Annotated in this window: 28 protein-coding genes; 4 read left to right on the top strand and 24 right to left on the bottom strand. The window is 59.1% G+C overall.

What is annotated here, in order from left to right; translation table 11 throughout:
* Positions 1–46: 46 nt before the first annotated feature.
* The 7 genes from ATI02_RS25455 to ATI02_RS25425 all read right to left on the bottom strand — a co-directional run bounded on the left by ATI02_RS25455 (position 47) and on the right by ATI02_RS25425 (position 4,995).
* On the bottom strand, positions 47–667 hold the full coding sequence (locus ATI02_RS25455) for a 2-dehydro-3-deoxy-6-phosphogalactonate aldolase (protein ID WP_100847705.1): 621 nt from the start codon (positions 665–667) through the stop codon (positions 47–49).
* A gap of 19 nt (positions 668–686) precedes the next feature.
* The gene (locus tag ATI02_RS25450) at positions 687–1,676 is read right to left on the bottom strand and encodes a 2-dehydro-3-deoxygalactonokinase (protein ID WP_095188561.1); all 990 of its coding nucleotides are present in this window, start codon (positions 1,674–1,676) and stop codon (positions 687–689) included.
* 292 nt (positions 1,677–1,968) lie between these two features.
* Complete coding sequence (locus ATI02_RS25445) at positions 1,969–2,463, bottom strand: hypothetical protein (RefSeq protein WP_095188562.1); 495 nt, start codon at positions 2,461–2,463, stop codon at positions 1,969–1,971.
* Complete coding sequence (locus ATI02_RS25440) at positions 2,456–3,196, bottom strand: alpha/beta hydrolase (RefSeq protein WP_095188563.1); 741 nt, start codon at positions 3,194–3,196, stop codon at positions 2,456–2,458. Before ATI02_RS25440 ends, ATI02_RS25445 begins: the two co-directional genes overlap by 8 nt.
* A gap of 5 nt (positions 3,197–3,201) precedes the next feature.
* Positions 3,202–3,696, bottom strand: coding sequence for a PAAR domain-containing protein (locus ATI02_RS25435; RefSeq protein WP_095188564.1), 495 nt, complete (start codon positions 3,694–3,696; stop codon positions 3,202–3,204).
* Positions 3,693–4,355, bottom strand: coding sequence for a hypothetical protein (locus ATI02_RS25430; RefSeq protein ID WP_100847704.1), 663 nt, complete (start codon positions 4,353–4,355; stop codon positions 3,693–3,695). The genes ATI02_RS25435 and ATI02_RS25430 overlap by 4 nt, the downstream gene beginning before the upstream one ends.
* Positions 4,356–4,515: 160 nt before the next feature.
* Positions 4,516–4,995, bottom strand: a complete 480-nt coding sequence (locus ATI02_RS25425; protein WP_095188660.1) for a GNAT family N-acetyltransferase — start codon at positions 4,993–4,995, stop codon at positions 4,516–4,518.
* Positions 4,996–5,105: 110 nt separating this feature from the next.
* Between ATI02_RS25425 and ATI02_RS25420 the strand changes: the two genes are divergently transcribed.
* The 4 genes from ATI02_RS25420 to ATI02_RS25405 all read left to right on the top strand — a co-directional run bounded on the left by ATI02_RS25420 (position 5,106) and on the right by ATI02_RS25405 (position 7,787).
* Positions 5,106–5,759, top strand: coding sequence for an HD domain-containing protein (locus ATI02_RS25420; RefSeq protein ID WP_100847703.1), 654 nt, complete (start codon positions 5,106–5,108; stop codon positions 5,757–5,759).
* A 111-nt stretch (positions 5,760–5,870) separates the two neighbouring features.
* Positions 5,871–7,067: an MFS transporter gene (locus tag ATI02_RS25415; RefSeq protein ID WP_100847702.1), complete on the top strand. Its 1,197-nt coding sequence runs from the start codon at positions 5,871–5,873 to the stop codon at positions 7,065–7,067.
* 82 nt (positions 7,068–7,149) lie between these two features.
* A complete protein-coding gene (locus ATI02_RS25410; protein WP_095188568.1) occupies positions 7,150–7,485 on the top strand; it encodes a hypothetical protein in 336 nt (111 codons plus the stop codon).
* 47 nt (positions 7,486–7,532) lie between these two features.
* Complete coding sequence (locus ATI02_RS25405) at positions 7,533–7,787, top strand: hypothetical protein (protein ID WP_092279308.1); 255 nt, start codon at positions 7,533–7,535, stop codon at positions 7,785–7,787.
* A 186-nt stretch (positions 7,788–7,973) separates the two neighbouring features.
* Here the strand turns inward: ATI02_RS25405 and ATI02_RS25400 are convergent, their stop codons facing one another.
* The 17 genes from ATI02_RS25400 to ATI02_RS25310 form a co-directional block, all read right to left on the bottom strand.
* Positions 7,974–8,903, bottom strand: coding sequence for a PfkB family carbohydrate kinase (locus ATI02_RS25400; RefSeq protein WP_100847701.1), 930 nt, complete (start codon positions 8,901–8,903; stop codon positions 7,974–7,976).
* Positions 8,896–10,362 (bottom strand): purine-cytosine permease family protein, encoded by a 1,467-nt coding sequence (locus tag ATI02_RS25395; RefSeq protein ID WP_095188569.1) that lies wholly within the window; start codon positions 10,360–10,362, stop codon positions 8,896–8,898. The genes ATI02_RS25400 and ATI02_RS25395 overlap by 8 nt, the downstream gene beginning before the upstream one ends.
* A gap of 202 nt (positions 10,363–10,564) precedes the next feature.
* Positions 10,565–11,563, bottom strand: coding sequence for an ADP-ribosylglycohydrolase family protein (locus ATI02_RS25390; protein WP_100847700.1), 999 nt, complete (start codon positions 11,561–11,563; stop codon positions 10,565–10,567).
* On the bottom strand, positions 11,560–12,273 hold the full coding sequence (locus ATI02_RS25385) for a GntR family transcriptional regulator (protein WP_100847699.1): 714 nt from the start codon (positions 12,271–12,273) through the stop codon (positions 11,560–11,562). The genes ATI02_RS25390 and ATI02_RS25385 overlap by 4 nt, the downstream gene beginning before the upstream one ends.
* A gap of 604 nt (positions 12,274–12,877) precedes the next feature.
* Positions 12,878–13,846, bottom strand: a complete 969-nt coding sequence (araH, locus tag ATI02_RS25375; protein WP_095188662.1) for an L-arabinose ABC transporter permease AraH — start codon at positions 13,844–13,846, stop codon at positions 12,878–12,880.
* A 12-nt stretch (positions 13,847–13,858) separates the two neighbouring features.
* Positions 13,859–15,403, bottom strand: a complete 1,545-nt coding sequence (gene araG / locus ATI02_RS25370) for an L-arabinose ABC transporter ATP-binding protein AraG (RefSeq protein WP_095188572.1) — start codon at positions 15,401–15,403, stop codon at positions 13,859–13,861.
* A gap of 48 nt (positions 15,404–15,451) precedes the next feature.
* Positions 15,452–16,456 carry a substrate-binding domain-containing protein gene (locus tag ATI02_RS25365; RefSeq protein WP_095188573.1) on the bottom strand — a complete coding sequence of 335 codons (1,005 nt, stop codon included), beginning with the start codon at positions 16,454–16,456 and terminating at the stop codon, positions 15,452–15,454.
* 144 nt (positions 16,457–16,600) lie between these two features.
* Entirely contained in the window at positions 16,601–17,419 is an 819-nt protein-coding gene (locus ATI02_RS25360) for an SDR family oxidoreductase (protein ID WP_100847698.1), read from the bottom strand.
* A gap of 270 nt (positions 17,420–17,689) precedes the next feature.
* Positions 17,690–18,565: an SMP-30/gluconolactonase/LRE family protein gene (locus ATI02_RS25355; RefSeq protein WP_100847697.1), complete on the bottom strand. Its 876-nt coding sequence runs from the start codon at positions 18,563–18,565 to the stop codon at positions 17,690–17,692.
* Between the two features lie 131 nt (positions 18,566–18,696).
* A complete protein-coding gene (locus tag ATI02_RS25350) occupies positions 18,697–19,413 on the bottom strand; it encodes a FadR/GntR family transcriptional regulator (RefSeq protein WP_100847696.1) in 717 nt (238 codons plus the stop codon).
* A gap of 195 nt (positions 19,414–19,608) precedes the next feature.
* The gene (locus ATI02_RS25345; protein ID WP_100847695.1) at positions 19,609–20,169 is read right to left on the bottom strand and encodes a DUF1285 domain-containing protein; all 561 of its coding nucleotides are present in this window, start codon (positions 20,167–20,169) and stop codon (positions 19,609–19,611) included.
* A gap of 15 nt (positions 20,170–20,184) precedes the next feature.
* Positions 20,185–20,790, bottom strand: coding sequence for a DUF4823 domain-containing protein (locus tag ATI02_RS25340; protein WP_100847694.1), 606 nt, complete (start codon positions 20,788–20,790; stop codon positions 20,185–20,187).
* Positions 20,791–20,960: 170 nt separating this feature from the next.
* Positions 20,961–21,929 carry a GTP 3',8-cyclase MoaA gene (locus ATI02_RS25335; protein WP_095188579.1) on the bottom strand — a complete coding sequence of 323 codons (969 nt, stop codon included), beginning with the start codon at positions 21,927–21,929 and terminating at the stop codon, positions 20,961–20,963.
* Positions 21,930–22,066: 137 nt separating this feature from the next.
* Positions 22,067–22,705, bottom strand: a complete 639-nt coding sequence (locus ATI02_RS25330) for a TetR/AcrR family transcriptional regulator (RefSeq protein WP_007908276.1) — start codon at positions 22,703–22,705, stop codon at positions 22,067–22,069.
* Positions 22,706–23,199: 494 nt separating this feature from the next.
* The gene (locus tag ATI02_RS25320; protein ID WP_095191980.1) at positions 23,200–24,531 is read right to left on the bottom strand and encodes an IS110 family RNA-guided transposase; all 1,332 of its coding nucleotides are present in this window, start codon (positions 24,529–24,531) and stop codon (positions 23,200–23,202) included.
* Positions 24,532–24,774: 243 nt separating this feature from the next.
* The gene (locus tag ATI02_RS25315) at positions 24,775–25,566 is read right to left on the bottom strand and encodes a TatD family hydrolase (protein ID WP_095188581.1); all 792 of its coding nucleotides are present in this window, start codon (positions 25,564–25,566) and stop codon (positions 24,775–24,777) included.
* Positions 25,567–25,581: 15 nt separating this feature from the next.
* Entirely contained in the window at positions 25,582–25,938 is a 357-nt protein-coding gene (locus ATI02_RS25310; RefSeq protein ID WP_095188582.1) for a PilZ domain-containing protein, read from the bottom strand.
* Between the last annotated feature and the right edge of the window lie 4 nt (positions 25,939–25,942).

Below are 25,942 nucleotides of genomic sequence, written 5' to 3'. Positions count from 1 at the left end.
TTTTTGTCTCTCTTATTAGATGCAGCGCACGCAGCGCTAAAAAGTCTTAACGAAGTGCCTTCCACGCTGCCACGTAGGCCTTGGCATTGACCGCCACTTGCTCCGGCGTCATGCCCGGTTTGAACAGGCCGGAACCAAGGCCGAAGCCTTTCACCCCAGCATCAATGAACGCCTGCATATTGTCCGGGGTGATGCCACCGACCGGCGCCAGAATCGTCCCGGCCGGCAATACCGCCAGCCAGGCTTTGACGACCGCCGGGCCCATCTGCTCAGCCGGGAACAGCTTGAGAATGTCCGCGCCCTCCGCCAGCGCCGCGAACGCTTCGGTCGGCGTGGCGACACCCGGCGACAGCAACAGCCCCGCCGCTTTGGCTGCGCGCAAGACCTTGGCATCGCTGTGCGGCATGACAATCACTTGGCCGCCTGCTTCTTTCACTTGCTCGACCTGTTCCGGCGTCAACACCGTACCGGCACCGATCAGGCAATCGGCGGGCAAGGTCTTGCGCAGGATGCGGATACTTTCGTACGGCAAAGGGGAATTGAGCGGTACTTCGATGACGCGAAATCCGGCCGCATACAGGACTTCTCCGACAGCGGCGGCTTCCTGCGGATGCAGGCCGCGCAGGATCGCGATCAGACCGTTTTGTGCCAATGCTTGCTTGAGCATGTCAGGCCTCCAGTCAGGGTTAACGGGATGAGGAATCGATCAGTCCGGCGGCCAGCGCCAGTTGCCACAAGCCACGCTCGGTGGCCTGTTCGGCAAGCGTGACCTTGGCGAAACCGCAAGCATCGAGGGCACGGCTATAGCGCGCGCAGAGTTGCGCGTTACCGATGAGGATGATCGAAGGAAGATGCACGCTGTTGCGTCGATGCCGCTGAACCGTGGCGAGTGCCGCCAGTTCATGACCCATCATCAGGCCGGACAGGTAATCCGCTTGCGCCGTCGGGCTGAGTTCACCGGTCAGGCCCAGCGTTCGCGCACTGAATAAATTCGAGAGCACGCCGAGTTCACCGTCCGCCGACAGCGCCACCTGCACGCCCCGGTCAAACGCCTGACCGTCGAACGTCGCGCCCTGCAGTTGGGTACGGCCGAGGATGCTGTGTTCGCTGAGCACGGCGAATACTTCGCCAGTCATGAAGGTATCGAAATGGGTGATGCGGCCATCGACCACTTCCACCCATTTCGAATGGCTGCCCGGCAGGCCGATCAACAAGTCGCTGCCCGCTTCGGCCGGAAGATTCTGCAGCACACCGAGGACTTGAGTCTCTTCGCCACGCATCACATTCGGCAGACGCGAACGTTGAATCACGCCCGGCACGATATGCACTGGTGTGCCGCGAAGGCTGATCAATGTTTGTAAGGAGTTCCCGAGATTGGCGACGTTTGCCGGCGTCTCGCAGTAGGCCGCTTCACGCCAGCCCTGCGCGCTGCCGACCATGCCGCAAGCGATCACCGGCAGATCCGGTTGCGCATCGAGCCAGTCGCCACACACCTCATCAAAGGCCAGTTCAAAACCGTCGGCGCATTCGCGACCGTTGATGATTCGCGGGGTCTTGGGCAACTGCATGATCCCGGACGACAGCGCGCGCTGCTCCAGCACCACACCGCCCGCCGCGAGTTTGTAAGCACGTAATGAGGTCGTCCCCCAATCGAGCGCGATCAATTGCGCCAGCATCGCTTCACCTGTTTTGTTTTTGGCAGTGAGTGCGACGGACTATAAACCCACGAGCTGTCATATCTCAATATATAAATATCAATCCCACATTATGAGATAAACAAGAGCGAGCAGGCTGCGGATTTCAGTCAGGGTTACGCCTACTGGAAAGCGGCCTTCGATAAAAAGAAGGCCGGAGCTTTCAAGGTTTCCGTGCGAAAGGCGCTTGATGGGTTGCTCAGTGGCAACTGGGAACGACAGAGGCGTGTTAAACCGGATCAAGGCTTCCTGCGATCAGGCAGGAAGCCCCTTCTCAGTACTTGTTGATTTCCTTTAACAGATCAGCAACAGGAATGTTCATCACGTCTGAATAGTAAATTTTGTAAGAGTAGGAGTTGATTCTGACTTTGCATGCGATTGACTGTCGGCCCGCTAACACAGTGCGTAAATCCTCGCTGCTCATCAGCGTGTCACTCGATGAGTCTTTCACTCTGCGAAACATCAGATCCGCTTTGAAGGCTGTTCCGTCAGCAGGCGCAACGGTTTCAATCCAGCCCTCACCATACTGATTCAGATTGCGCGGTTGCGAGAAATCCATCCCCTCACCCAAAGAGCAGAGCAAAGACTGGCTTATTTTTGACTTGAATAGTTTGTCGACATCGACATCGGATGAAAATCTGACTTGATAGATATTTCGGTCCAGGTATCGCTCGACGCCCAGATATTCGATTTTGGCAGTAGGTTTTCCGTGGCTGATCGCACATGAAGCACACAGCGAAAACATCAAAAACAAAATTAAATTACGCACATTTCCTCCCTTTAAAATGCAACACCACCGACTCCATCAAAACATCTCTGGCTGACATCCCCGTCCCAAGATCGGCAATATAAATTGCCCAGGCATCCGCATGGTTCACGTCAACTCTGCCATTCATGTTCGGACCGCTTTTCATATCCCACTGCTCTCCGAAATCTGCCACAAGGTCAGAAAAATTCCAGTCCTTGGCGTCGGCTCTTGCATTCACCCAATATTCAGTTTTAGGCGTAGGTTCTTTCTGATAGATATTGGAAATACCCCATACAATCTGTCCTTCTCCGACCGGATCAAGAGTTACCAGTACCGGAATTCGGTACCCCTTGTCGGCCAGGACTTTTGACAAGTGAGCCCCGTTCCACCCTCCCAGACTGTGTCCGATAATGTAGACCGGTGTCGTAAGGTCTGAAATTTTATCCAATACGCTTGCCTTGAGCCCGTCTTCACTGATGAACGCGTTATAGCCAATATGGTGTGCGTCGTACGTATCCGCGCAGAGTCCCTCCGCATCCATATTCTTCACAAAGATTTTCAGTGCTTCGGCAACGTTATTGTTAGGCCCGGTTCCGTAATAACTTTCTTTATCGCCCGCTCCACCCACAAAAAACAGCACAATCTTTTTCGGAGTAACCGTAGCCTGCTTAACCGTTCCATCGGTTTTACAGGTCAAGTCATGGGTCACGACCAGCCTTTGGCATCCTTTCAAATCAGGGTTTTCAGCAGTCATCGAACCTACTCCACGAACAACTTGATGGATTCGGGTATGTGCGAGCTCACCGTATGGGTGAAACCCGCATCATTTGTAATGCCGTGCTCGACACGTCCGTCGCCGCGTTGAATTGCGTAAGGATGATTGGGCATGGGTTCTCCCGTTATCTCGTTGACTACCTGCATCCGATCATTGAAATGCACCGGCATCGGCAACAACCCGCTAAACGCCGCCCCACCGCCGCTCTGGCCGATAATCACAGTGCCCGAACCACCAACCACGACATTGCCGTGGCCTCCGGTGCTGTCCAGCGTTGCGGCATTCAGGCCATTGATGAATACCGTGCCGGAAACTGCCCCGGTGATCGGACTGCCGCACGCCGATTTATCGGTCATGCGCGCGGCGGCGAGGCCGTCGAAGAAGACGTTCGGCGAGCCGGAGGCAATCGGGTTGGTGCCATGGCCTGGCAATGGGCAGGCGGTCGGGTCGGTGACGCGTGCAGCGGGTTTACCACTCAATTCAAAGCTCCTTGCTTCAGGGGTTCCGGGTGCGGCGGATGAATATCGATGTCGGTCGCGGCGAAGCGCCAGCGGTTGTCGACGGGGTCGAACAGGGCGTGGCAATGCTCTCGGCTGTCGGGTGATGCGGTGGTTTGCAGGTGCCGCCAGGCTTCGTCGGTTTGCCAGGCCAGTTCGGCCGGCGTCGCATTGTCGAGTTCGTTGAGCCAGACGTTGTAGTTGCGCAGGTGATTACGCTCGTAAGTCGATTGCAGCAGTTCGGCCATTTGTGCGCCGAGGTCGAGATGATGCTGGGCCGTCCACTGGCCGATCTCGGAATAGACGTACCAGCCCATCGGCATCAACCCGCCGTCCTTGAGCAGCGAATGCCCGGCAGGGGCGACGAAACCGCAACAGACGTGCAGCGTCAGCCAACCTTGATGAGCGTCGATAAACGCCGTCGGATCGAAGGTGCGTAGCGGTATCACGCGGTAGTCGGCGAGCCCGGCACTGCGCGTCATCAACTCGGCATCGAGGCGTGACACGAACGCACGAATGGCGCTGCCGCCCGCACGATTTGTCATGCAGAGAATATCGACTGGTTGACGCTGGGGGTTGTCGGTCGAGCCCGAGTTTTTCACCAGGCCATACAGACACATTGACGCCCGTAGTCCGCTCATCGCCGATCACTCGGTGACGCAACTAAAGCTCCACGAGCGTGGAGAAAGAGTGCCAGAGGCATTGCAGGTGTCGTCCGTGAGCGCGCAAAAATGGCGCGTAGAATGCCGGACTAGAGGGCTGGCGACAATCGAATTAGCATTGGATTGCCACCATTGCTGATCAACCTTCGGCGAACTCGCGCAACACCTTGCCATCCATGCGATACCTCACCCACTCTTCCTGCGGTTGGGCACCGAGGGATTTGTAGAAGTCGATGGCCGGGGTATTCCACTCCAGGACACTCCACTCGAAACGGCCACAGTCGTTGTCGCAGGCGATTTTTGCCAGATGCCGCAGCAGGGTTTTGCCGGCGCCACCACCGCGTTGTTCGGGGGTGATGTAGAGGTCTTCGAGGTACAGGCAGTTGCTGCCGAGCCAGGTCGAATAGCTGAAGAAGAACACCGCGAAACCGATGGGCAGACCATCGCGCAGGCAGATCAGGCCGTGAGCGGTGGCGCCTTCGCCGAACAGGCTGCGCTCGATGTCGGCGACACTGGCAATCACTTCGTGGCGGGCCTTTTCGAAATCTGCCAGTTCGGTGATGAACGCGAGGATTTGCGGTGCATCGCTAGGGGTCGCCGGGCGGATCTCGATCGACATGGACGGGCCTTGTTGGAAAATGGAAAGCGCCATACTAAGGCGCCAATGCTTTTGTGGCGAGAGAGCTTGCTCCCTCGCCACCGACACCCACCTCAACTGAAAGAATGTTTATGTCTGCCAGCGCTTTTATTCCTCTGATGCCCCTTGCTGAAGAACTGCTTCCTCACGCCCTCGAACCCTCAGACGACGGTGCCCACGACCTCGCGCACCTGCAACGGGTGTGGCACAACGCGCGCACCTTGCAGGCCGAGGAAGGCGGAAATCTTGAAGTATTGCTCGCGGCGGTGCTGCTGCACGATTGCGTGGCTGTCGAGAAAAACTCGCCGCTGCGCGCGCAAGCCTCGCGTCTGGCAGCGGAAAAAGCGTCGGCCGTGTTGACCGACCTGAGGTGGCCCGAAGCCAAAATCAAGACTGTCGCCCACGCCATCGAAGCCCACAGCTTTTCCGCCAACATCACGCCCGTCGCCCTGGAAGCTAAAATCGTCCAGGACGCCGACCGTCTCGACTCGCTGGGCATGCTCGGTGTCGCCCGCACTTTCTACGTCGCCGGACGCATGGGCTCGGCGTTGTACGACCCGCAGGATCCGGAGGCAAAACATCGCGATTACAACGACACACGCTTCTGTCTGGATCACTTCCAGACCAAACTGCTGCACCTTGCCGACGGTTTCCAGACCGCCGCCGGCCAGCGTCTGGCGCAGATCCGTCATCAACGTCTGAAAGGTTTCATGGAGCAATTCAAGGAAGAGATTGGCATCGTCTGAACGCATTACTCCGGCCCGCAACGATCCTGACTTCACCAAGCTCAGATCTAAGCCTGGCGTCGGGCGTGTTAGATAGAGGGCAGCCAATGTATCCGGTCAAGGAACCGCGTCATGTCTCAAGCCACACCCAAGGTGTCGGGCAAGCTGTTCGGCCTGTTCTGCCTCGCCAGTTATCTGCTGTCGCTGTCCTACGGCTCGACGTTTCTGCTGGCGTTGTTGATTGGCTCGCGCGGCGGCAACGAACACGATGCCGGCAGCGTGATTTCGGCGGCGATGCTCAGCACGTTTGCGGCGGTGCTGGTGTCCGGGCACCTGTCCGATCTGCTCGGCGCGGCGCGTTCGATCGCGTTGTTTGGCCTGATGTTGGTGGTGGCCAGCCTCGGTTTTGCGATGACGCCGGGGGTCGGTCACCTGTTGCTGTGTTTCGGTCTGTTGCTGGGGTTGGGCTGGGGGATGTTTTACACCTTGGGGCCGATTATCGTCGCCACTCTGGTGACCCCGGCGCAGCGGGCGAAATATTTTGCCTTGCTGTCTGGGAGCATGATGACCGGGATCGGCAGCGGCCCGCTGCTCGGGCGCGCGGCCAGTGCGCTGGGCTTGCCGGTGACGTCGGCGTTCTATCTGGCGGCACTGGCGAGCCTGATCGGCGTGCTGCTGTTCTGGCGTCTCGGTGCTCGCCTGCAAAGTACCCAAGCCACCTCAGCGGCGAAAATCACCTGGCAAGCGACCACCCAAGTGCTCGGCTCCCGCGCTCTGTTTCCGATCATCATGGTCGGCCTTGGCGGTTGTGTGTTCGGTGGCCTGTCGAGTTTCCAGACCAGTTATGCCGCGGCCCGCTCGCTGGATTACTCGCTGTTCTTTCTCGGTTTCATGGGTGCGGCGATCAGTAGCCGGATGCTGATCGCAGGCTTCGTGGTCAAGCGTGATCCGCTGCGTGCGTCTTGTCTGCTGTCGGGGTTGATGCTCGGCTCGATTGTGCTGTTCACGTTCGGCGTCCACAGCGGTTTCACTTATCTGCTGGCGGCGGTGATGCTCGGTGTCGGTTACGGCCTGACTTATTCGGTGATCAACGGCCTGGCCGCCAACGAAGCACCGAATGGCACGACGTCGCAGGCACTGCTGCTGTTCAGTCTTGCCTACTTCATCGGCGTTTTCGGCTTTCCGTTACTGGCCGGGAAAATCATCGTTGAACACGATATGGCAACGCTGCTGCTCACGGTGTTGGCGGTCGCGCTGGTGAACTGGTTGATCACCCTCGGCCGACTGCTCTGGCGCCGGATCAACATCAAAACCGCGCAGGTGATTTAGACCGTTCGTCGTTCCTCAGGCACCAATCCGGTTTGCGGGCAGACCAACAAAGGGTAAGGATTCCAATCACTGGAGAAGCCCTATGATTCCGTCAAGGTTGACCGCTCTTGTCTTCACCGCCCTGCTCTGCCCCGCAGCCTTCGCTGCAACCGCTGCAGGCACCGGCCCTACCGACCCGACCCCACCGCGTGCGCCGGCCATCAATAGCGCTCCGGGCATGAACACCGATGGTTCCGGTGTGCCATTGATCAATCAGCCACCGGCCACCGGCACCGACCCGCGCACGCAAGGCAGTGACCCCGGTCGCCAGGGCGGCATGAACACCCCCGACTCCCCGGCATCGCCAGATAATGCCGGCCCCGGCGTCGGCTCGAAAACCACCACCGGTGGCTCGGGTTCCGAAGGGTCCGGTCAGTAGCAGTTCGCCGACGCGAGCGTCCTATTCAATCCAATGAAGAGGTAACCATGAACGTCGATAAAAACCTGGAAAAAGAAGTCCTCACCCGCCTGCTGCACGCCCACCCGAGCGGCTTGGGCAAGGAGGTGCTGGACAATTATCGGGGCGAGAAAGTCGTCGCCAGCGCCCTCGCCGCCTTACAGGATCGCGGACTGATCCACCATGGTCATGTGACCTGCAACGAGGCCGGCGAACATTCGCTGAACCTGCCGATCAAGCTCAGTGCGGCTGGGGTTGAAGCGGCGCGCAAGCTCGATAGCTGACAACGTCTGCCCCTGTAAGAGCTGCCGCAGGCTGCGATCTTTTAGCTGTGGGGCGCAGAGCGTCCCCGGCTGCATTCCCACGCAGAGCGTGGGAACGATCAGATCGCAGCCTGCGTTAGCTCCTAAAGGGGTTTGTGCTTGGCACAGCTCCAATGTGGGAGCTGGCTTGCCAGCGATAGCGGCAGTTCAGTCGCCGAGAGTCTGGCTGATCAACGCATCAACCTCAGCACTCCCCGGCGAAGTGGCCGGCCCCCAGCGTGTCACTGCCAGTGCCGCCGCCGCATTCGCCCGCCGCGCTGCTTCATGCGCGTTCAACCCTTGCGCCAACCCGGCGACAAACACCCCGGCATGGGCATCACCGGCACCATTGCTGTCCACCGCTTTGACGGCAAACCCAGGCACATGCCGACGCTCGCCACGCTGATGAATCCAGCAACCTTGCGGCCCGTCGCGCACCACCATCAGCACATCCGCTGGCAGATGTTCGGCAAGACGATCCAGCGCATCGCCAATATTCTCAGCTGCGGTAAAGCACAGCGCTTCGACACTGTTGCTGGTCCACACATCAATGCGCGGCAGCAATGCCTGCATCAACGGCGAATCCGGCGATTCCACCAACGGCCCCGGATCGAACACCACGTAGATGCTGGCGGGCAAGGCCAGTGTCCAGTCGAGCAACGCCTGCGCCTTGCCTTCATGCAACAGGCTGTAACCGCTGACGTAGACATAATCCCCGGCCTCGGCGGCGACGCTGTTCAAATCCTCGATCGTCACTTCACCTTCGGCGCCGATGTAGGAAATGAAACTGCGCTCGGCCGAAGCATCGGTCAGCGCCACACACAAACCGGTGTCGCTTTGCGCGGGTGTGTTGATGCCGATGTGAATGCCTTCCGCGTTCATCGCCTCGCGCGCCAGATCACCGAAGCGACCGGTGCCATGGCGACCGAGATAGACCACCGGCAGACCGTTACGCACTGCCGCCGCCATCACGTTGAAGCCGCCACCTGCTTCGAAACCGGCAGACTGCGCCAGCACATCACCGCCGATTTGCGGCAGTTTTTCCACGGCCATGACCAGGTCGATGATCACCTGGCCGGTGTGCAACATCTTAGGCATGAGCATTCTCGACTTGCGCGGCGCGGCGATCTTTCGCCCCACCGAGTACCCAGTAAATGCCACCGGCGACCACGAACGTCACGATCCAGCCGAGACCGTTGTGGCCCAGCCACGAGTCGGACAGGAAGCCTTTGAACCAGACATTTTCCGCGGTGGTGCCGATGGTGGTGAAGCTGAAGCCAAGAACGATGGCAATCGCCCATGCGCCGAACGCACGCCACTCGATACCGCCGTGATACCAATAAGCGCTGCTCGGGCTGACATCCAGCAAGTCTTTCGGGCTGTAGTAATGACGGTGAATCAGGTCGACGACGAAGATCCCGACCCACGCGGTGATCGGTACCGCGAGCAGGGAAATGAAAGTGATGAACGGGCCGTAGAAACTGTCGGCGATCAACATGAAGTAGATCGAACCGGCGAAGATCGCAACGATGTCGACCACCACGGCGTAGACGCGTTTGACCTTCAGGCCCAGGGTCAGCGTGGTCAAACCGGCGGAGTACACCGACAGGTTATTCGACAGCAGCAGGCCACCAAACGCGGTGATCAGGTACGGCACGGCCATCCAGGTCGGCAGCATGTCGCGGATCGCCACGATCGGGTCAGTCGCCGAGGCAAGGTCATTGTTGCCCACCGAGAGCAAACCACCGAGGGTGATCAGCAGCACCAGCGGAATGCCGGCGCCGAACGCCGCCGAAGCGACCAGGCGCACAGCCTTCACGCTGCGATGTTGATAGCGCGACATGTCGGCGCCAGCGTTGGCCCAGCCAATCCCGGTGCCGGCGGCCATGGTGCCGATGCCGATGATCATTGCACTCATCGGCGCCGGCGTGGCGTTGAACACCGCTGTCCAGTCGATGGTCGCGCAAAGGAAGCCGCCGACCAAAATGTTCAGCGCACCGAACACATAAGTCGCCCACTTCTGAATCACCAGCAACGTGGCGTGGCCGAGGCCGGAGACGGACAGGGTCAGCAGCACGAAAATCGCGATGAAGATCAGCGTCAGCACCGGTGCGCTCTTCGCTTCCACTGGCGAGCCGAACAGGATCGAGCACAGCGACAGCAAGACGAACGCGGCGGTGGTGGTGTTGACGGTTTCCCAGCCCAGGCGCGACATCAGCGAGACCAGCGTCGGGCCGATATTGCCGCGCACACCAAAGATCGCTCGCGACAGGGTCAGGCTCGGCGCGCGGCCACGACGGCCGGCAATCGAGATGATCCCGACGACTGCAAACGAACCGGCAGCGCCGATGATCGCAACGATGATGGCCTGCCAGATCGCCAGGCCGCGAAACGCGACCAGCGTGGCGCCCAGCGGCAGGCCGAGAATGGAAATGTTTGCGGCGAACCAGACCCAGAACAGTTGCAGCGGATGACCGTTGCACTCGGCTTCCGGCACCGGTTCGATGCCGCGGGTTTCCAGTTGCCCGGCGCTTGGCCCGGCGTTTGATGAACTCATGAAAGTGCTCCTGTTGCCTTTTTTGTGGTTGTGGCAATGACGCAAAACGACAAGACATCCCGGCCATCCTGGGCCTGTCTGTGCGATCCATTGCGGGTGAATGATTCAACAATTGCAGCGCGCCCTTCGCGAGCAGGCTCGCTCCCACAGATACAGCGTGATCCTTGTGGGAGCGAGCCTGCTCGCGAAGGCGCCAGACTAGTCAGCGCAAGGCCAACAGTCCTTGCACCAACGGTTCCAGCTCAAGATCATTGACGGCTTTCACCGTTGCAACCATCTCAGCAGGCCAACTCTCAAGGCCCAGGCAGGCCCCAAGCATTGCCCCGAGTATCGCGGCGATGGTGTCGGTGTCGCCACCGAGGCTCGCCGCCATGCATAACCCATCAAATGCGCTCATCTCACCGACCGCCACTTGCTGCGCCAGCGCGAACGACACCACCACCGACTCCTGCGACGCCACCGAAGTACCAATCACGTCGTACAGCAGATCCGCCAGCAACGCCTTGTCGCTATCGACACTGATGGTGCGTGCCCAACTGATACGCGAAGCGATGCGGCCACCGGCAACCCAATGGCCGTGGGATTCTGCTTGCTGAGCAATCTGCTGACCGAGGTTCAACGCCTCGCCCAGATCCATGCCATTGATCCCGGCCGAGACCACTGCCGCCACCGCCGCCGCGCTGGAAATTCCCAGCGTGGTGTTATGCGTCACCTGACAGGCCTGCACCACCGCCGCGATAAAGCGCTCGGGGTCGGCGACATCCGCGGCGATCCCCACCGGGGTAATCCGCATCGCCGCGCCATTGGTGGTGCCATAGCGCCCGGCCTCTTCCGGCGAATGGCCGGCGAGGATCATTTCGATAGCGCGTTTGGTCGACGGGCCGAGCAAGTCCTGCGAGCCCTTGGCCTGCATTTCGGCTTCCCATTCGATCAGCCGTTGCGCCAGCACTGCCGGTTCGATCCGGCCCTTGCCTTCGATCAACAACTCGCCGACCAGAATCGCCTGTTCGGTGTCATCGGTGATCGAGCCTTTGGGCATGTTCGCGGCAATCGGTTGCAAGGGACCTGCGTCTTGCAGATCGATGATCTGGCCGAAGCGGGTCTTGATCGTTTCGCGGTTCAGCGATTGCGTCGGCATGCCCAGCGCATCACCGAGGGCCAAGCCATAGAAAGCGCCCAGGGCACGGTTGAGCGTGGTCATTTCGATTCTCCAAATTGCAGGTGCATACGGAAATGCACCGGGTCGAGCAGGCTTTCGACCTGTTCCATGAAGCGGTTTTGCCGGTCGTAGGTGGTGCGCAAGGCTTTGAGGAATACGGTGCCGACCGGGCGGCCAAGCAGTTCGGCATCTTCGGCATTCAGCGGTTCGGCGCCGATCCACTGATCGCCGCGTTCGCCGATGTAGCCGTAGGCGGCCAAGGTAATGGTCAGGGAATTGTCGATCAGCCCCACGCGCGGCAAGCTTTCCAGGCCGCCAGTCGCTGGCATCAAAGAGCGTTCGAGGGACACCAGCGTGCCGTCGTTGGAGCGGCGACGACGGTCGAGGGTGATGAATTGGTCAGTGCCGAACCGCGAAAGCAGATCGGGTCGGGTCACGGCCTCCAGGCGCAACACTTCGGTGTTGACCAACGCCCCGCTGTCGGCGAGCGTCTGCGCCCAGCCGCTGCGCTGGTCGAGCGCGACACCGTCAAACGTGACGATCGAGCCGACTCCGCTTTGCGTGGCGATGTATTTACGCCGCTTCAATTCGGCCAGCGCTTCGCGCAACGTGCCACGGCTGACCTTGAATTCTTGAGCCAACTGATGCTCGCCGGGCAACAGAAAGCCGTCCTCCATGAGGCCGCTCTCGATGCGTCGGACGAGTTCGTCGACCACCCGTTGTTTCTTGTCAAATCGTACCTGTCTAATCATGTACAAAGTGATAACCGAAACGGGTGCGGGCGGGCAAGGGAAATTTCAGGGGTCAGACAGAAGGCGGGGGAATGACGCAGTCCATTGTGGGAGCGGGCTCGCTCGCGAAGGCGGGGTGTCAGTGAACATTTTCGTCGACTGATACACCGCCTTCGCGAGCAAGCCCGCTCCCACAGTTTTTGCGGTGAACCGGCGTTCAGTGCTGACCGCGAATCCCTGTGGGAGCTGGCTTGCCAGCGAAGGCGGAGTGTCAGTGAACATTTTCGTCGACTGATACACCGCCTTCGCTGGCAAGCCCGCTCCCACAGTTTTTGCGGTGAACCGACGTTCAGTGCTGACCGCGAATCCCTGTGGGAGCCGGCTGCCAGCGGTGGCGGAGTGTCAGTGAACATTTTCGTCGACTGATACACCGCCTTCGCGAGCAAGCCCGCTCCCACAATTTTTGCGGTGAACCGACGTTTAGTGCTGACCGCGAATCCCTGTGGGAGCTGGCTTGCCAGCGATGGCGGCGGAACATTCAAAGTTGCTGTTGAATGATCTGACGCAATCGCTGGCCAGCTCCCATAGATTCGCGTGTTGAAATCCAGTCCTGAGGAGAATCGGATCAGCGTTGTTTGAGGCGATCGATCACCACAGCCAACAGCAAAATCGAACCGCGAATCACATACTGATAAAACGTATCGATGTTCTTCAGGTTCATCGCATTCTCGATGATCGCCAGAATCAACACCCCGGCAATCACATGCCGAATCATGCCGATCCCGCCACTCAGCGAAACCCCGCCCAACACGCAAGCGGAAATCACCGTGAGCTCAAAACCCTGGCCGATCATCGGCTGCCCGGAAGTCATGCGCGATGCCAGAATCACCCCGGCCAGCGCACCAATCACGCCATGCACGGCGAAGATGATGATCTTGGTCCGATCAACGTTAACCCCGGCGAGCAACGCCGCTTCCTGGTTGCCACCGATGGCCATGGTGTTGCGCCCGTAGGTGGTGTAGTTCAGCAGCCAGCCGAAAAACAGGAAGCAGACGATGGTGATCAGAATCGGCACCGGTACGCCGAACAACTGGCCATTGCCGAAGACAAAGAACGATTCCTGCGAGACGCCCACCGCTTTGCCATTGGCAAAAATGTAGGCCAGGCCTCGGACGATCTGCATGGTGGCCAACGTGGTAATCAACGCGTTGACCCGAAGCTTGGCAATCACGATGCCGTTGATCAAACCCACGATCAGGCCCATCACCAGCGCCGCACTGACGCCGAGGAAGACGCTGTTGGTGTCACGCATCACCACCGCCGCGACCACGCCGGCGCAAGCAATCACCGAACCCACCGACAAGTCAAAGTGCCCCGACGCCAAGCAATACAACATGGTGCACGCCGCAATCCCGGTGGTGGAAATCGCCAGGCCCAGACCCCGCATGTTCAGCGGCGAGAGGAAGTTGTCGATCAGCAGCGTGCAGGCCACGAAGATACCGACGGCCGCCAACAGCATGACCCAATCATCGAGGAAGCGCCGCATATCCAAAGGTTTGCGCTGGGTCGGCAGGGTTTCTTTCTGGGTTGTCATCATAGTCACCTCTCAGTTCGCCACGCCGTCAGCGCGGTGGCGCGGCAAAGCCAGTTGCAGCAAGTTGGATTCATTGGCCTGGTCACGGCTGACTTCGCCGCGCAGGGCGCCCTCGCACAGCACCAGGATGCGGTCGGAGATGCCCATCACTTCCATCAGGTCGCTGGACACCACGATTACCGAAATGCCGTCGGCGGCGAGGTTATGGATGATCTGGTAGATCTCGGCTTTGGCACCGATGTCGATGCCACGGGTCGGTTCGTCCAGCAGCAGGACTTTCATCGGCATCGACAACCAGCGGCCGAGAATGGCTTTCTGCTGATTGCCGCCCGAGAGAAATTTGATCTGCTGACCGGCGTGCGGCGTTTTCACTTTCAACGCCTTGATCTGCTTGTCGGCGTTGGTCTTTTCCCAGAGGCCGCGCAACAGGCAACCGAGACCGGAATGCGCGCCACGGGCGCTGATATTGATGTTCTCGGCGACACTGGCCAGCGGAATGATCCCTTCCTTTTTACGATCCTCCGGGCACAGCAGAATCCCGGCAGCAATCGCATCACGGGGTGAACGCAATTTCAGTTCATGGCCACGCAGTTCGAGACGGCCGGCCGTGTTGCGCTCAAGACCACTGAGCAAGCGGAACAATTCAGTACGCCCTGCCCCGACCAGGCCGAACAGCCCGAGAATCTCGCCTTTGTGCGCCTCGAAACTGATCGGCTCGCGCAGCCCCGGGCCAAGCAAGCCGTCGACTTTCAGCGCCACTGCGCCGCGCGGACGGTTGCGGTAATCGTAGATGTCCTGAATGTCGCGTCCGACCATGCAGGTCACCAGTTGATCGTGGGTCAACTGGCTCATGTCCTCGAACGTGCGCACGTAGCGACCGTCCTTGAACACGGTCACCGCGTCGCAGATGCGGAACACTTCTTCCATGCGATGCGAGACGTAGAGCACGACTTTGCCCTCGTCACGCAGGCGACCGATGATCGCCATCAAACGATCGATCTCGCGGGCCGAGAGGCTGCTGGTCGGCTCGTCGAAGGCGATCACATGGGCGCCACGCGACAGCGCCTTGGCGATTTCCACCAATTGCCGTTGGCCCAGCGACAAGCGTCCGACCTTGGTCTGCGGATCGATTTCATCGGCCAGACCTTTGAGGCAGCTCAACGCTTGCTGACGCAGCGCACCTCGATTGATCAGGCCAAAACTGGCGGGCAGGTGACCAAGAAACAGGTTCTCGGCCACGGTCATTTCCGGCACCAGATGCAGTTCCTGGTGAATCACCGCCACGCCGCAGCCAATGCTGTCGGCAGTGGATTTGAACGCCATCGTCTGCTCGCCGATCTGCAACTCGCCGCTGCTCGGGATGTAAGCGCCGCCGAGGATTTTTAGCAGGGTCGACTTACCGGCGCCGTTCTCGCCCATCAAGGCATGAACCTGGCCGGGATGGGCGACGAAGCTGATGCCGTCCAGCGCTTTCACGCCAGGAAAGGTTTTGCCGATCCCGTTGAAGCGCAGGCTGCCGCCAGCGTTGTGTTGTGTTGTCTGTACTTGCGCGTGCATTTAAGCCACCTCAATCAAACGGCCCGGTTGCCCGGGCCGGCGTTGCCGTCAGTTCCACAAGCCGATTTTTTCCAGCTCTTGCTTGAAGTTCTCGCGGGTGATCAGGGTGACGTCGTCCATCGCCGTGTATTTCGGTGGTTCTTTGCCGGTGGTGACCCACTCGTACATCATCTCGGCGGTTTTGTAGCCTTCGATGTGCGGACTTGGCAGCATCGACCCGAAGAAGCCGCTGTTGGGCTTTTTCAGCTCGCCGATCGCATCGGTGCCGTTGATGCCGATACCAATCACGTTGGCGGCAGCAAACCCGGCAGCTTCGGTGGCGCGCACGCCGCCAAGTACGGTGTTGTCGTTCATGCCGCCGATGATCAGGTTCTTCGCCGCACTCGGCAGTTTCACCAACGCCGAGTTGGTGGCGTCCATGCTGCCCGGCACGTCGAGGGTTTTCAGCGCGGCGAACAGAATGTGGTCTTTCGGCATGCCGGCCTCTTCCAGGGCTTTGACCGAGCCGTCGGTGCGTTTCTTGCCGGTGTCGAGTTCGTTGTAGGTGTTGACCACAGCAAAGGTGTCTTTCCAGTCCCAGTTGCGCTTTTTCGCCTCAGCGGCCATGGCGGCGCCCTGCTTCTGGCCGACTTCGAACGCGGCCATGCCGAGGTACGGCACGTCCTCCATGAACTTGCCGTTGGCGTCGACGAAACGATCGTCGACGGCAATCACTTTGAGGTCATTGAGTTTGGCTTTGGCCATGATCGCCGGGCCGAGGGACACGTCCGGCGGGCAGATCACAAAGCCCTTGGCGCCGTTGGCCGCCAGGCTGTCGATGGCCGACAGGGTCTTCTCGCCATCCGGCACGGCGATTTTGATCAGTTCAAAACCCTTGTCCTTGGCGGCTTTCTCGGCGAATGCCCATTCGGTCTGGAACCACGGCTCTTCGGCCTGCTTGACCAGAAAACCGATTTTCACGGCATCGGCAGCGAGCAGCGCACTGCTCAGGCTGAAGGCGCTGACCGCCAGCGCGGTAGTGCACAGGGTACGAATCCCGAAACGACGTTTCATAAGCTGACTCCTTGTTATTTTTTTTGAGCAATATTTGAAAAGCGTTAAAGCGTTCGAAGCGTGTTACTGCAAAGCCTGTCGAAAATAGTCATATCGTATGATGATTGGGTTTCAAGCGGACTTATCCGCATGAAACCCGTTCGCTCAGTCGTGGTACATCACCGAGCGGCCACCATCGATGGTGATACATGAAGCATTGATGAACGGCGCCTCGTCGCTGGCCAGAAACACGGCCGTCATCGCCACTTCCAGCGGCTGCCCGATGCGTTTTGGCGGATGCAGATCGAAGGCGCGCTGACGCTCGGCGTGCGGGTCGGCGAAACCGTTCCAGTAATCAACGTTGAGCTGCGTTTCGATATAGCCCGGGGCGATGGCGTTGACGCGAATGCCCTTCGGCGCATATTCGATACCCAGCGCACGGGTCAGGCCAAGCAAGCCGTGCTTGGCCACCGGGTACGGAAAGCAGCCGGGAATGATGTGTGAGGAATGGGTCGAGGCAATGTTGATGATGCTGCCGACGCCCTGCTCGATCATCTGCGGCAGCACCGCTTTGCAGCCATACCAGGCGCCGTCCAGATCAATGGCGAAGCAGCGATGCCAGTCCTGCTCGTTCATTTCCAGTGGATCACGGAACACGTTGACTCCGGCGCAGTTGACCAGCACGTCGATGCGGCCGTGCAACTCCACAGCGCGTCTGGCCATGGCGTGAAGATCCTGCTGACGCGACACATCTGCCTTGAGCGCCTGCACGTCAAAACCCTGCTCGCGCCAATGGGCGGCGACCTGCTCGACCTTCTCGGCCTGAATATCGCTGATCAGCAGTCTGGCTTGCTGGGAGGCGAATGCGGCGACGATGGCTTCACCGATGCCCTGGGCGGCGCCAGTCAACAGCACGACTTTGTTTTTCAGGCGCTCACCCTTCGGCGGTGCGGGCACCGGCGGCAGGGAAAGAGGTTCAGCCATGGCTCAGGACTCCTGTTCGCAAGCGCAAAAAAACCGGGCATCTGACGATGTCCGGTCCGAAAGGCGTTTGATACAAAACAGGCAGGCGCCGATGACAGCATTGAGCTGTTGCAAGACGCGGACTCCATTGGGGAGTGCGATAGACATTCGCTGCATCACTTCACCTGTTTTGTTCTTTTTAAGTGTGAGTGCGTGTTACTGCTGGAGCCGACTATAAACCCGACCGCCAAATAATCTCAATATATAATTTTGCATCCCATATTTTGGGATTTAGCCCGCGAACCGTGTACAGAGCTTTCCTGCGACATCCACCCGCAACGACAGCACAGCACCATCCAAAGGATGGTTATGCGGACTATGGGCACTGGTGATGTACAGGGTTTTCAGGTCTTCACCACCGAACACGCAACTGGTCGGGCGGCTGACCGGCAGATCGATCTTGCGATCAACCTCGCCATCCGGCGTCAGTCGTAACAGACAGCTGCCGTCCCAACGGGCGTTCCACACATAGCCTTCGGCATCCATCGCCGACCCGTCCGGGCCACCCTGTTGATCGGGGCCATACCAGGTTTGAGCGGCGTCCAGGTTGCCGTCGGCGTGAATGAAATAGCGATACAGCGTGCTATCAAAGCTGTCACCGAACAGCAGCGTGGTGCCGTCGTCGCTCCACAGCAAAGTGTTGGGAATGCCCAATCCGCGCAGCAATGGCGTCACGCGTTTATCCGGATCGATACGGAACAGGCCACCGGAACGGCGGATGATCGGCAAGTCTTCACCCTGCTCGCCGATGTTGTTTTGCATGGTGCCGAGCCACAGTCGGCCCTGAGCGTCGCAGCGCGCTTCGTTTGGACGGTTACCAGGTTGCGGATCGGCGACGCAGAACAGGGTCAGGCGTGGTTCGAGGCCGGGAGAATCAAGATCCAGTCGATAGACGCCAGTGCTCAGCGTTACCAGCGCATCGCCGCTGGCGCAGGGGATGAATGCCGAGATGTGCTCGGGCATCTGCCAGATCTGCACGTTCTGACCGATCAGGCGCAAAGCCTGTTTGCCGGCGATATCCACCCAGTACAGTGCCTGATTCGGTGCATCCCAGAATGGCCCTTCGCCGAGTTGAGCGCGGTGTTGGGTCAGGGCGGTCCACGGCATATCAACTCCTCGGATCTTGTTGTTAATTAATGTGGGAACGAGCCTGCTCGCGAAAGCGTCGTGTCAGTCATTGCATGAGTTGCCTGATACACAGCTTTCGCGAGCAGGCTCGCTCCCACAGGAAAATTGGATTAACTGGCTTTTTTGTCGGTCATGACTTTCGGATAAAACCGTTTGATCGCCAGGTCCGCATTGTCGATCAGCGTCATGCAGGCCCACACCCCTCGCGCCGAATCCCGGGCGGCGATGGCGTCGGCCATGTCTTTGTGAATCGGCAAGGTGCGGCGCAGTTCATCAGGGTCGGCGGCAGAGACTTCGAACGACACCGCGAGCAATGCGCCGAGGGCCGGGACCATTTGTTCGATGAACTGATTGTGGCTGGCAGCGAGAATGCATTCGTGGAACGTCTGGTCGGCGCGGTTGTAATCGGTGCTGCTGTCGACCGCCCGCTCCAGCGCGTTATAGGCCAGTTGCACGGCTTCAATCTGTTCCAGGGTCGCTCGCTCGCAGGCCCAGCGCACAGCCATCGGTTCGATGGTGCGGCGCAGGTCGAGCAAGTCATCGACGAAATTTTCCGGCAAGCCGTTGCGTGACAGCCAACCGACGACTTGCGGATCGAACAGGTTCCAGCGCCGCACCGGCAGCACGCGGGTACCGACTTTCGGCCCGACTTCTAGCATGCCTTTGGCGACGAGGGTCTTGATGGCTTCGCGGATGACCGTACGGCTGACCCCGAGCTGTTCGCCCAGATCAGCCTCGACCTTGATGGTCTGCCCCGGTTTCACCTGGCCGGCGGCGATCCAGCTGCCGAGCCAGTCGACCGTTGATGCGTGAAAGCTGCTGGACATGAACACCTCAAAGCGGATCGCGATGGGTGATCACGCTAATCATCATACGATTAAGAGTCAATCGGGATTTTCCAGGCATTCCAAAAATCAAAATGTGGGAGGGGGCTTGCTCCCGAAGTCGGTGTGACAGTCGCCTTATGTATCGACTGATGCACCGCATTCGGGAGCAAGCCCCCTCCCACATTTGGTTTGATATTACGGTTCGAGGCCGATGCGGAAGAACTCGCCGCCACTCCACACGCCGAGCCAGCGCTGCCCATCGATTTCGCGACTGACCGCCAGCTCCACAAGTTGATAGAACACATTGCGGTGGATCAGCGCTTCAAGGTTGGTGCGTACATGCACATACGGGGCGGGCTCTTGAGTCGCCGGATCGATCTCGACACGAATCGGATGCTCCGGTCCGGCCTCTGCGGTCTCGTCGACATTGGTGGTAAAGCGCAGCACTTGTGCCTCGCCCTCACCTTCGACCTCGACGGCAATCGCCACGAACGGCGCATCGTCGACCTTGATCCCGACCTTCTCCACCGGAGTAATCAGGAAGTAATCATCGCCATCGCGGCGAATGATCGTGGAGAACAGCTTGACCATCGGCTTGCGCCCGATCGGCGTGCCCAGGTAATACCAGGTGCCGTCGCGGGCGATGCGCATATCGATGTCGCCGCAGAAGTCCGGGTTCCACAAGTGCACCGGCGGCAGGCCTTTGGTTTTGGGGATTTGCCCCAGCAGGTCATTGGCTTTTTGCGGGCCACTCATGGCGTACTCCTTGGCTTATTGGTCGCCGATCCCCAGCAGGCTGCGTGCATATTGAGCAAGCGGTGGGCCGATCAGGTCTTCGGGTTTGTTGTCGTGGAACGTCAGTAAACCGCCACGACTCTTGATCCGTGCAGTATCAATCAAATACTGGGTGTTGGTCTCGATCAACATGATCTGAATCACGCCGCCATCAATGCCCAGGCGATCCACGTATTCCTGATCGAGCCACTCATCGGAATTGCCGATGCGGTCGTCAGCCTTGGCGAAACGCGTATAGAGCAGGTAATGGGCACCGGCATCGCGGGCTTCACCCATCGCCTGATCGAGGCCTTCCGGCGCACGGGCACGGCGCACCATCGGGAAGTATTCGACGAAGCCCTTGAAGGCTTCTTCAGCCACCACGTTGGGCCGCGGAGATGAGCCACCCGGCGGCGCAAACGCACCTTGGGCGATGTAGATGAACGAGTCCGGCTGAATGCGGAGGTTGTTCACGCGGCGGCTGTCGCTGTGATCCAACAGCCCCGCGTCGCTCATCTGATAGCGAGTGCCTTCGGCCATATCGCTGACAGTCATACAGCCGCCAAGCGCCAAAACGGCCAGCAGCAAAACCAGGCTACGCATCCTATTCCTCCAGAGGCCGGTGACGGAAAACCGGCGAATGGCCGTTGGATGCAGCTTTTGCGCCAGCTCGGGAACTTCGTCGATCTACAGGACGCTTTCGCGAGCAGGCTCGCTCCCACAAGTGGAAAGCATTCCAGATGTGGGAGCGAGCCTGCTCGCGAATGGGAATATCAACCGCCGATGATTTTCATGATGGTCGCGCCACCGGAGAATGCCACTTCCTGCTTGTCACCCAAGGCTTTGACCAAGAGCCGTTGCAAGGCCGGCAACGCCTGATGACGTGGTTTGTCGAGCAGATCACCGACGTAATGACGGTTGCTCGACGACAGGCAGCCATGCAACCAACCGGTGGACGACAGGCGCAAGCGCGAGCAGGTTCGGCAGAACGGCACGCTTTCGTTGGCAATCACGCCAAAGTTGCCCCGCCCCGCAATCGCGTACCGCACGGCCGTGGCATCGACCGGTGCGTCAGTTTGAGCGTATTCGTGGCGCTCACCGATCAGCTCCAGCAATTGTTGCAGGCTGACGAACTGTTGCAAAAAGGCATTGGAGTCTTTGGCCAGATGGCCCATGCGCATCAATTCGATGAAGCGCAGTTCGAAACCACGGTCCAGGCAGTAATCAAGCAGCGGCATCACCTGATCGAGGTTCTGCCCACGCAACGGCACCATGTTGACCTTGATTTTCATCCCGGCGGCGGCTGCCTGATCCATGCCATCAAGCACGGTGGCCAGATCGCCGCCACGGGCGATGCTGCGGAACGCGGCGGCATCGAGGGTATCGAGGGATACGTTGATCCGGCGCAAACCGGCGTCCACCAGCAGCGGAAGTTTTTTCGCGAGCAGTTGACCATTGGTGGTCAGGCTGATGTCGTCCAGGCCCATCTTGCCGACGGCGGTCATGAACGATTCGAGTTTGGGGCTGACCAGTGGCTCGCCACCGGTAATCCGCAGACGCTCGATGCCGGCGGCTTCGATCAGGTATTCAACGCCCCGCGCCATGGCTTCGGCCGACAGTTCATCCTGCGCAGCCACCAGCCGCTTGCCATTGGGCACGCAGTAGGTACAAGCGTAATTGCAGGCTGAGGTCAGGCTGATCCGCAAATTGCGAAAGCGCCTGCCTTGACGGTCAACGATCATGATCACTCCGGCGATAGAAAATCGAGCCGCTAAAACTTGACTCACAAATCAAGTTTTAGCAAGCCCTATGCCTGAGTATATTCCTGCGGTACTGCGCCATGTAGCGAAATCATGGCGCAATAAGGGAGGTGAATGGCTCAGCTGCTCGGCGTTTCCGGGTCGCGCTTGCGCTTGTTGCCCATGCGCACGCCGATATCCATCAGGAACTGGAAGAAACCTTCCTGATCTTCCAGCACATTGCTCCAGAACGGCGAGTGATACAGCGCTACCGCGCCATGCACCAGCGCCCAGGATGCGCAGTAGTGGAAGTACGGCGGCACATCTTCGAGCTTGCCTTCGCTGATGCGGCCCTTGATCAGCAGGGTCAGGCGTTCGAAGTTCGAGGCACGGATCTTGTGCAGCTCCTCGACCATTTCCGGCACCTGATTGCCCTTGACCACCTTCTCTTCGAGGCGATCGAACAGGCGATAGCGCTGCGGGTCGCGCATGCGGAATTCGAAGTAGGCGCGGGACAGTGCTTCCTTGTCCTTGTCGACATCGGCCGAATGCAGCAGCTCGTTCAAATCGCGCTCGTAGTCGAGCATCAGGCGCAGATAGATCTCGGCCTTGGACTTGAAGTGTTTGTAGATCGTGCCTTTGCCGATACCCACGGCATCAGCAATCATCTCGACGGTGACACTGTCTTCACCTTGGTCGAGGAACAGCTTGAGCGCGGTATCGAGAATTTCTTGCTCGCGGCGACGAAACTCACGGACCTTACGAGGTTCTTTGTGCATAAGAAAAGGTCTGAAGGGTCAAAATTCGAAGCCGCGTATTATGCCTAACTTGCGCAAAAATGCACGGATCATCCGACCATATCTGTGTTTCTTGTTCGTTTTGAGAACGTTTTGGGCGCAATGAGAACTCAACTGAAGCGAACGTATTCCAAATTTGTTTAAAAACCCCGACCGGCTCACTGGACTGCACGCCAGACTGATCAATACTTGAACTGTCGGGCGGCATCTCCCCCAAGTGCCGCGCCGATAAAGGTACCAAGGGACCGCGTGCCTTTGTTTTACTCCTAATGGTCTTAACCCGGATTCCCCCCCCAGAACCCGGGTTTTTTTTGCCTGCGTTTTGACCTTTATCCGAGCCACCTGGATATCAAACCTGTAGGAGCTGCCGCAGGCTGCGATCCTTTGATCTTGCCTGTCAAAAACAAGATCAAAAGATCGCAGCCTGCGGCAGCTCTTATCAAACAAAAAATAACGCATTGTTTTTGCTCTAAATTCTATCCAGCCATCACCAACTGCATCCCCAGCTTGCGTGCCTTGCGTTCCAAGGCGCGCAGTTGCCGGCTGCGGCTTTTTTCTTCGTAAGCTTCCAAACCTTGCTCAACATACGGCTGTCCCTTGGTCAGCATGGCGTAAATCAGCCGAGCCAGTTGATGGGCGGTTGCTTTGATGGCGCAGCCCGTATCCATTCTGCTTAAGCGTGCCCGGTGGCTGGCACCGATAAAACTTTTGTCGTTTCGGGCGTTAGAAGCCGATTGCTTGAGCGCTTGAGCCGCTCGATTGATGACCTTCGGTGCTCTGCCCGGAAGAGGTTTGCCGCCCGATATTCGGGTTGGCGGCGCGACACCCAACCATGAGCAAAAGTGTTGTGAGGTCGGGAAGCGTGACAAGTCCGGGCCCAACTCGCTGGCCAGCACCAGCGCGGTATCCACCCCGATCGTGGGGATGGCGGTTAAATCCACGCCCATCACCTGGCCCAATGCCTGATGCAGGGCCGTCTGTTGCGCAGCCGAGCGATGAGTGTTGCGAAGCGCTTTACACGCCGCTGGGACTTCTTCCTGACGCACGGGCAGTCGTTCAAGCGCTTGTGCGATGGCCCTGTCGCACTCGGCGATTTGTGTTTCCAGAAAGTCGTAGCACGCCAGTTCCTGACGTAGTGCATGCAGGTGCTCCATGCGCCAATTGCCGTGCAGGCTGCGGGCGATGGTGGCGTGGTCTGCCTTGATACGCCGATCTCGCAAGGCGGCTAGAGCGTGAGGATCGCGCTCACCCTGATTTATTGCCTGGAGGATTTTCATCCCGGTCACGCCGCTAATGTCGCTGATAACATTGGCCAGCTGGATGTTCATCTGGCTCAGGGCTTTCTGCATGCGGTTGATGGTTTTGGCTTGATCGGCGACTTTATTGGCACGTTGCCGTACCAGCGAGCGCATCGAGCAAATTTCATCGGCTGGACGAAAAGCCCCGCTCAACAGGCCGTGCGTCATCAGTTGCCAGATCCACTGGCAATCCAGAACATCGGATTTGCGGCCGGAGGTCTGTCGCGTCGCCCGCGAGTTGACCAGATAAACCTCGAATCCCCGGGCATCGAGCACTTCGAAAAGAGGAATCCAATAAACGCCGGTCGCCTCCATGGCCACCACTTTGATCTTCAACGACTCAAGCCAGTCGGCCAGCGCGATCAGGTCATCGGTGAAGGTCAAAAATTTACGAACAGGCGGATCGGATCGATCAGGATTGACCGCGACCCAATGCTCACGACTACCCACATCGATGCCGGCGCAGTCGTGATGAACAATCTCAAAGCGTTTTTGGTTCTTGCGCGCCATGACAATTCCTCGCAGGATTGAAAAGCGCGCGCGGGGTACACGGTGGCGAAGGGGTTCACTCTCTTATACGAGGTCACGGCATGCCGTGCCTTCAGCGACTCCACGCCGATACCGTGCGGACCACTCTCCTACTCGGGTGCTGTCACACCAGTGCTAATGACGGTCTCTGCCCCGCGCGCGCTCTTCTACTCTAGCCCCAGTTTGCTGCGCGACAGCGCGGCGTCGAAGACGGGGCGGCCCCTCCTACAGGGCAGATTTGACGGAGGCCAGCGGGAACAGGCGCTTGAAGTTCTCGGTGGTCTGCTCGGCAAATCGCTCATAGTTTTCGCCACGCAGCATCGCCAAAAACTCCGCCACTTCGCGCACATACTGCGGCAGGTTCGGTTTGCCGCGATAAGGGATCGGCGCCAGATACGGCGAATCGGTTTCCACCAGCAGTCGATCGGCCGGGACCTTGCTCGCGACATCGCGCAGCGCATCGGCATTGCGAAAGGTGACAATCCCCGACAGGGAGATGTAATAACCCATGTCCAGCGCCGCTTTGGCCATCTCCCAGTCTTCGGTAAAGCAATGCAGCACTCCGGCCTGGGGCAATGCTGCTGCACGCAGCAGCTCAAGGGTATCGGCGCGGGCGCCGCGGGTATGGATGATTACGGGTTTGCCTGTCTGCTGCGCGGCTTGCAGGTGCAGGCGGAACGACTCCTGTTGCAGCTCGGCGGCTTCCGGCTCGTAGTGATAGTCCAGACCGGTTTCACCGATCGCCACCACTTTTGGATGATTGAGTTCATGCAACAGCCAGTCCAGTGCCGGGGCTGCGCCCGGTTGCACGTCCAGCGGATGCACGCCAACTGAGCAATCAACGTCGTCATAACGCTCAGCCAGGGCTTTGACGTCGGCGGCGTTGTCGGCGCTGACGCCGATGCACAGAAAGTGCCCTACTCCGCGCTGCCGGGCAGCATCGAGTGCGGCATCCAGCGAGCCGTCGTGGGCGGCAAGGTCGAGGCGATCAAGGTGACAATGGGAATCTACGAGCATAAAAAAGACTGCAACTTACATCGTATGAGTGGGACGGTCGGACTTGAGGGCTCCGGCCAGATGGGTTTCGATGCGACTGCGGGCGGTGTTGTCGCCATCGTTGAACTGCACGCCGACACCCGCCGCGCGGTTGCCTTGCGCACCTTTGGGGGTGATCCAGGTAACTTTGCCGGCCACCGGAATCTTCTCTGCTTCATCCATCAGGTTGAGCAGCATGAACACCTCGTCGCCCAACTTGTAGCTCTTGTTGGTCGGGATGAACAGGCCACCGTTTTTGATAAACGGCATGTAGGCGGCGTAAAGCACCGACTTGTCCTTGATGGTCAGGGACAGGATGCCGTTGCGCGGCCCCGGGCTTATCGGTTCATTCATGTTG

Origin of the sequence: Pseudomonas baetica (assembly GCF_002813455.1) — a bacterium.
Taxonomy (GTDB): Bacteria; Pseudomonadota; Gammaproteobacteria; order Pseudomonadales; family Pseudomonadaceae; genus Aquipseudomonas; species Aquipseudomonas baetica.
Note: the sequence above shows the minus strand (reverse complement) of the source record. Positions and strands in the feature narration are given on the sequence as shown.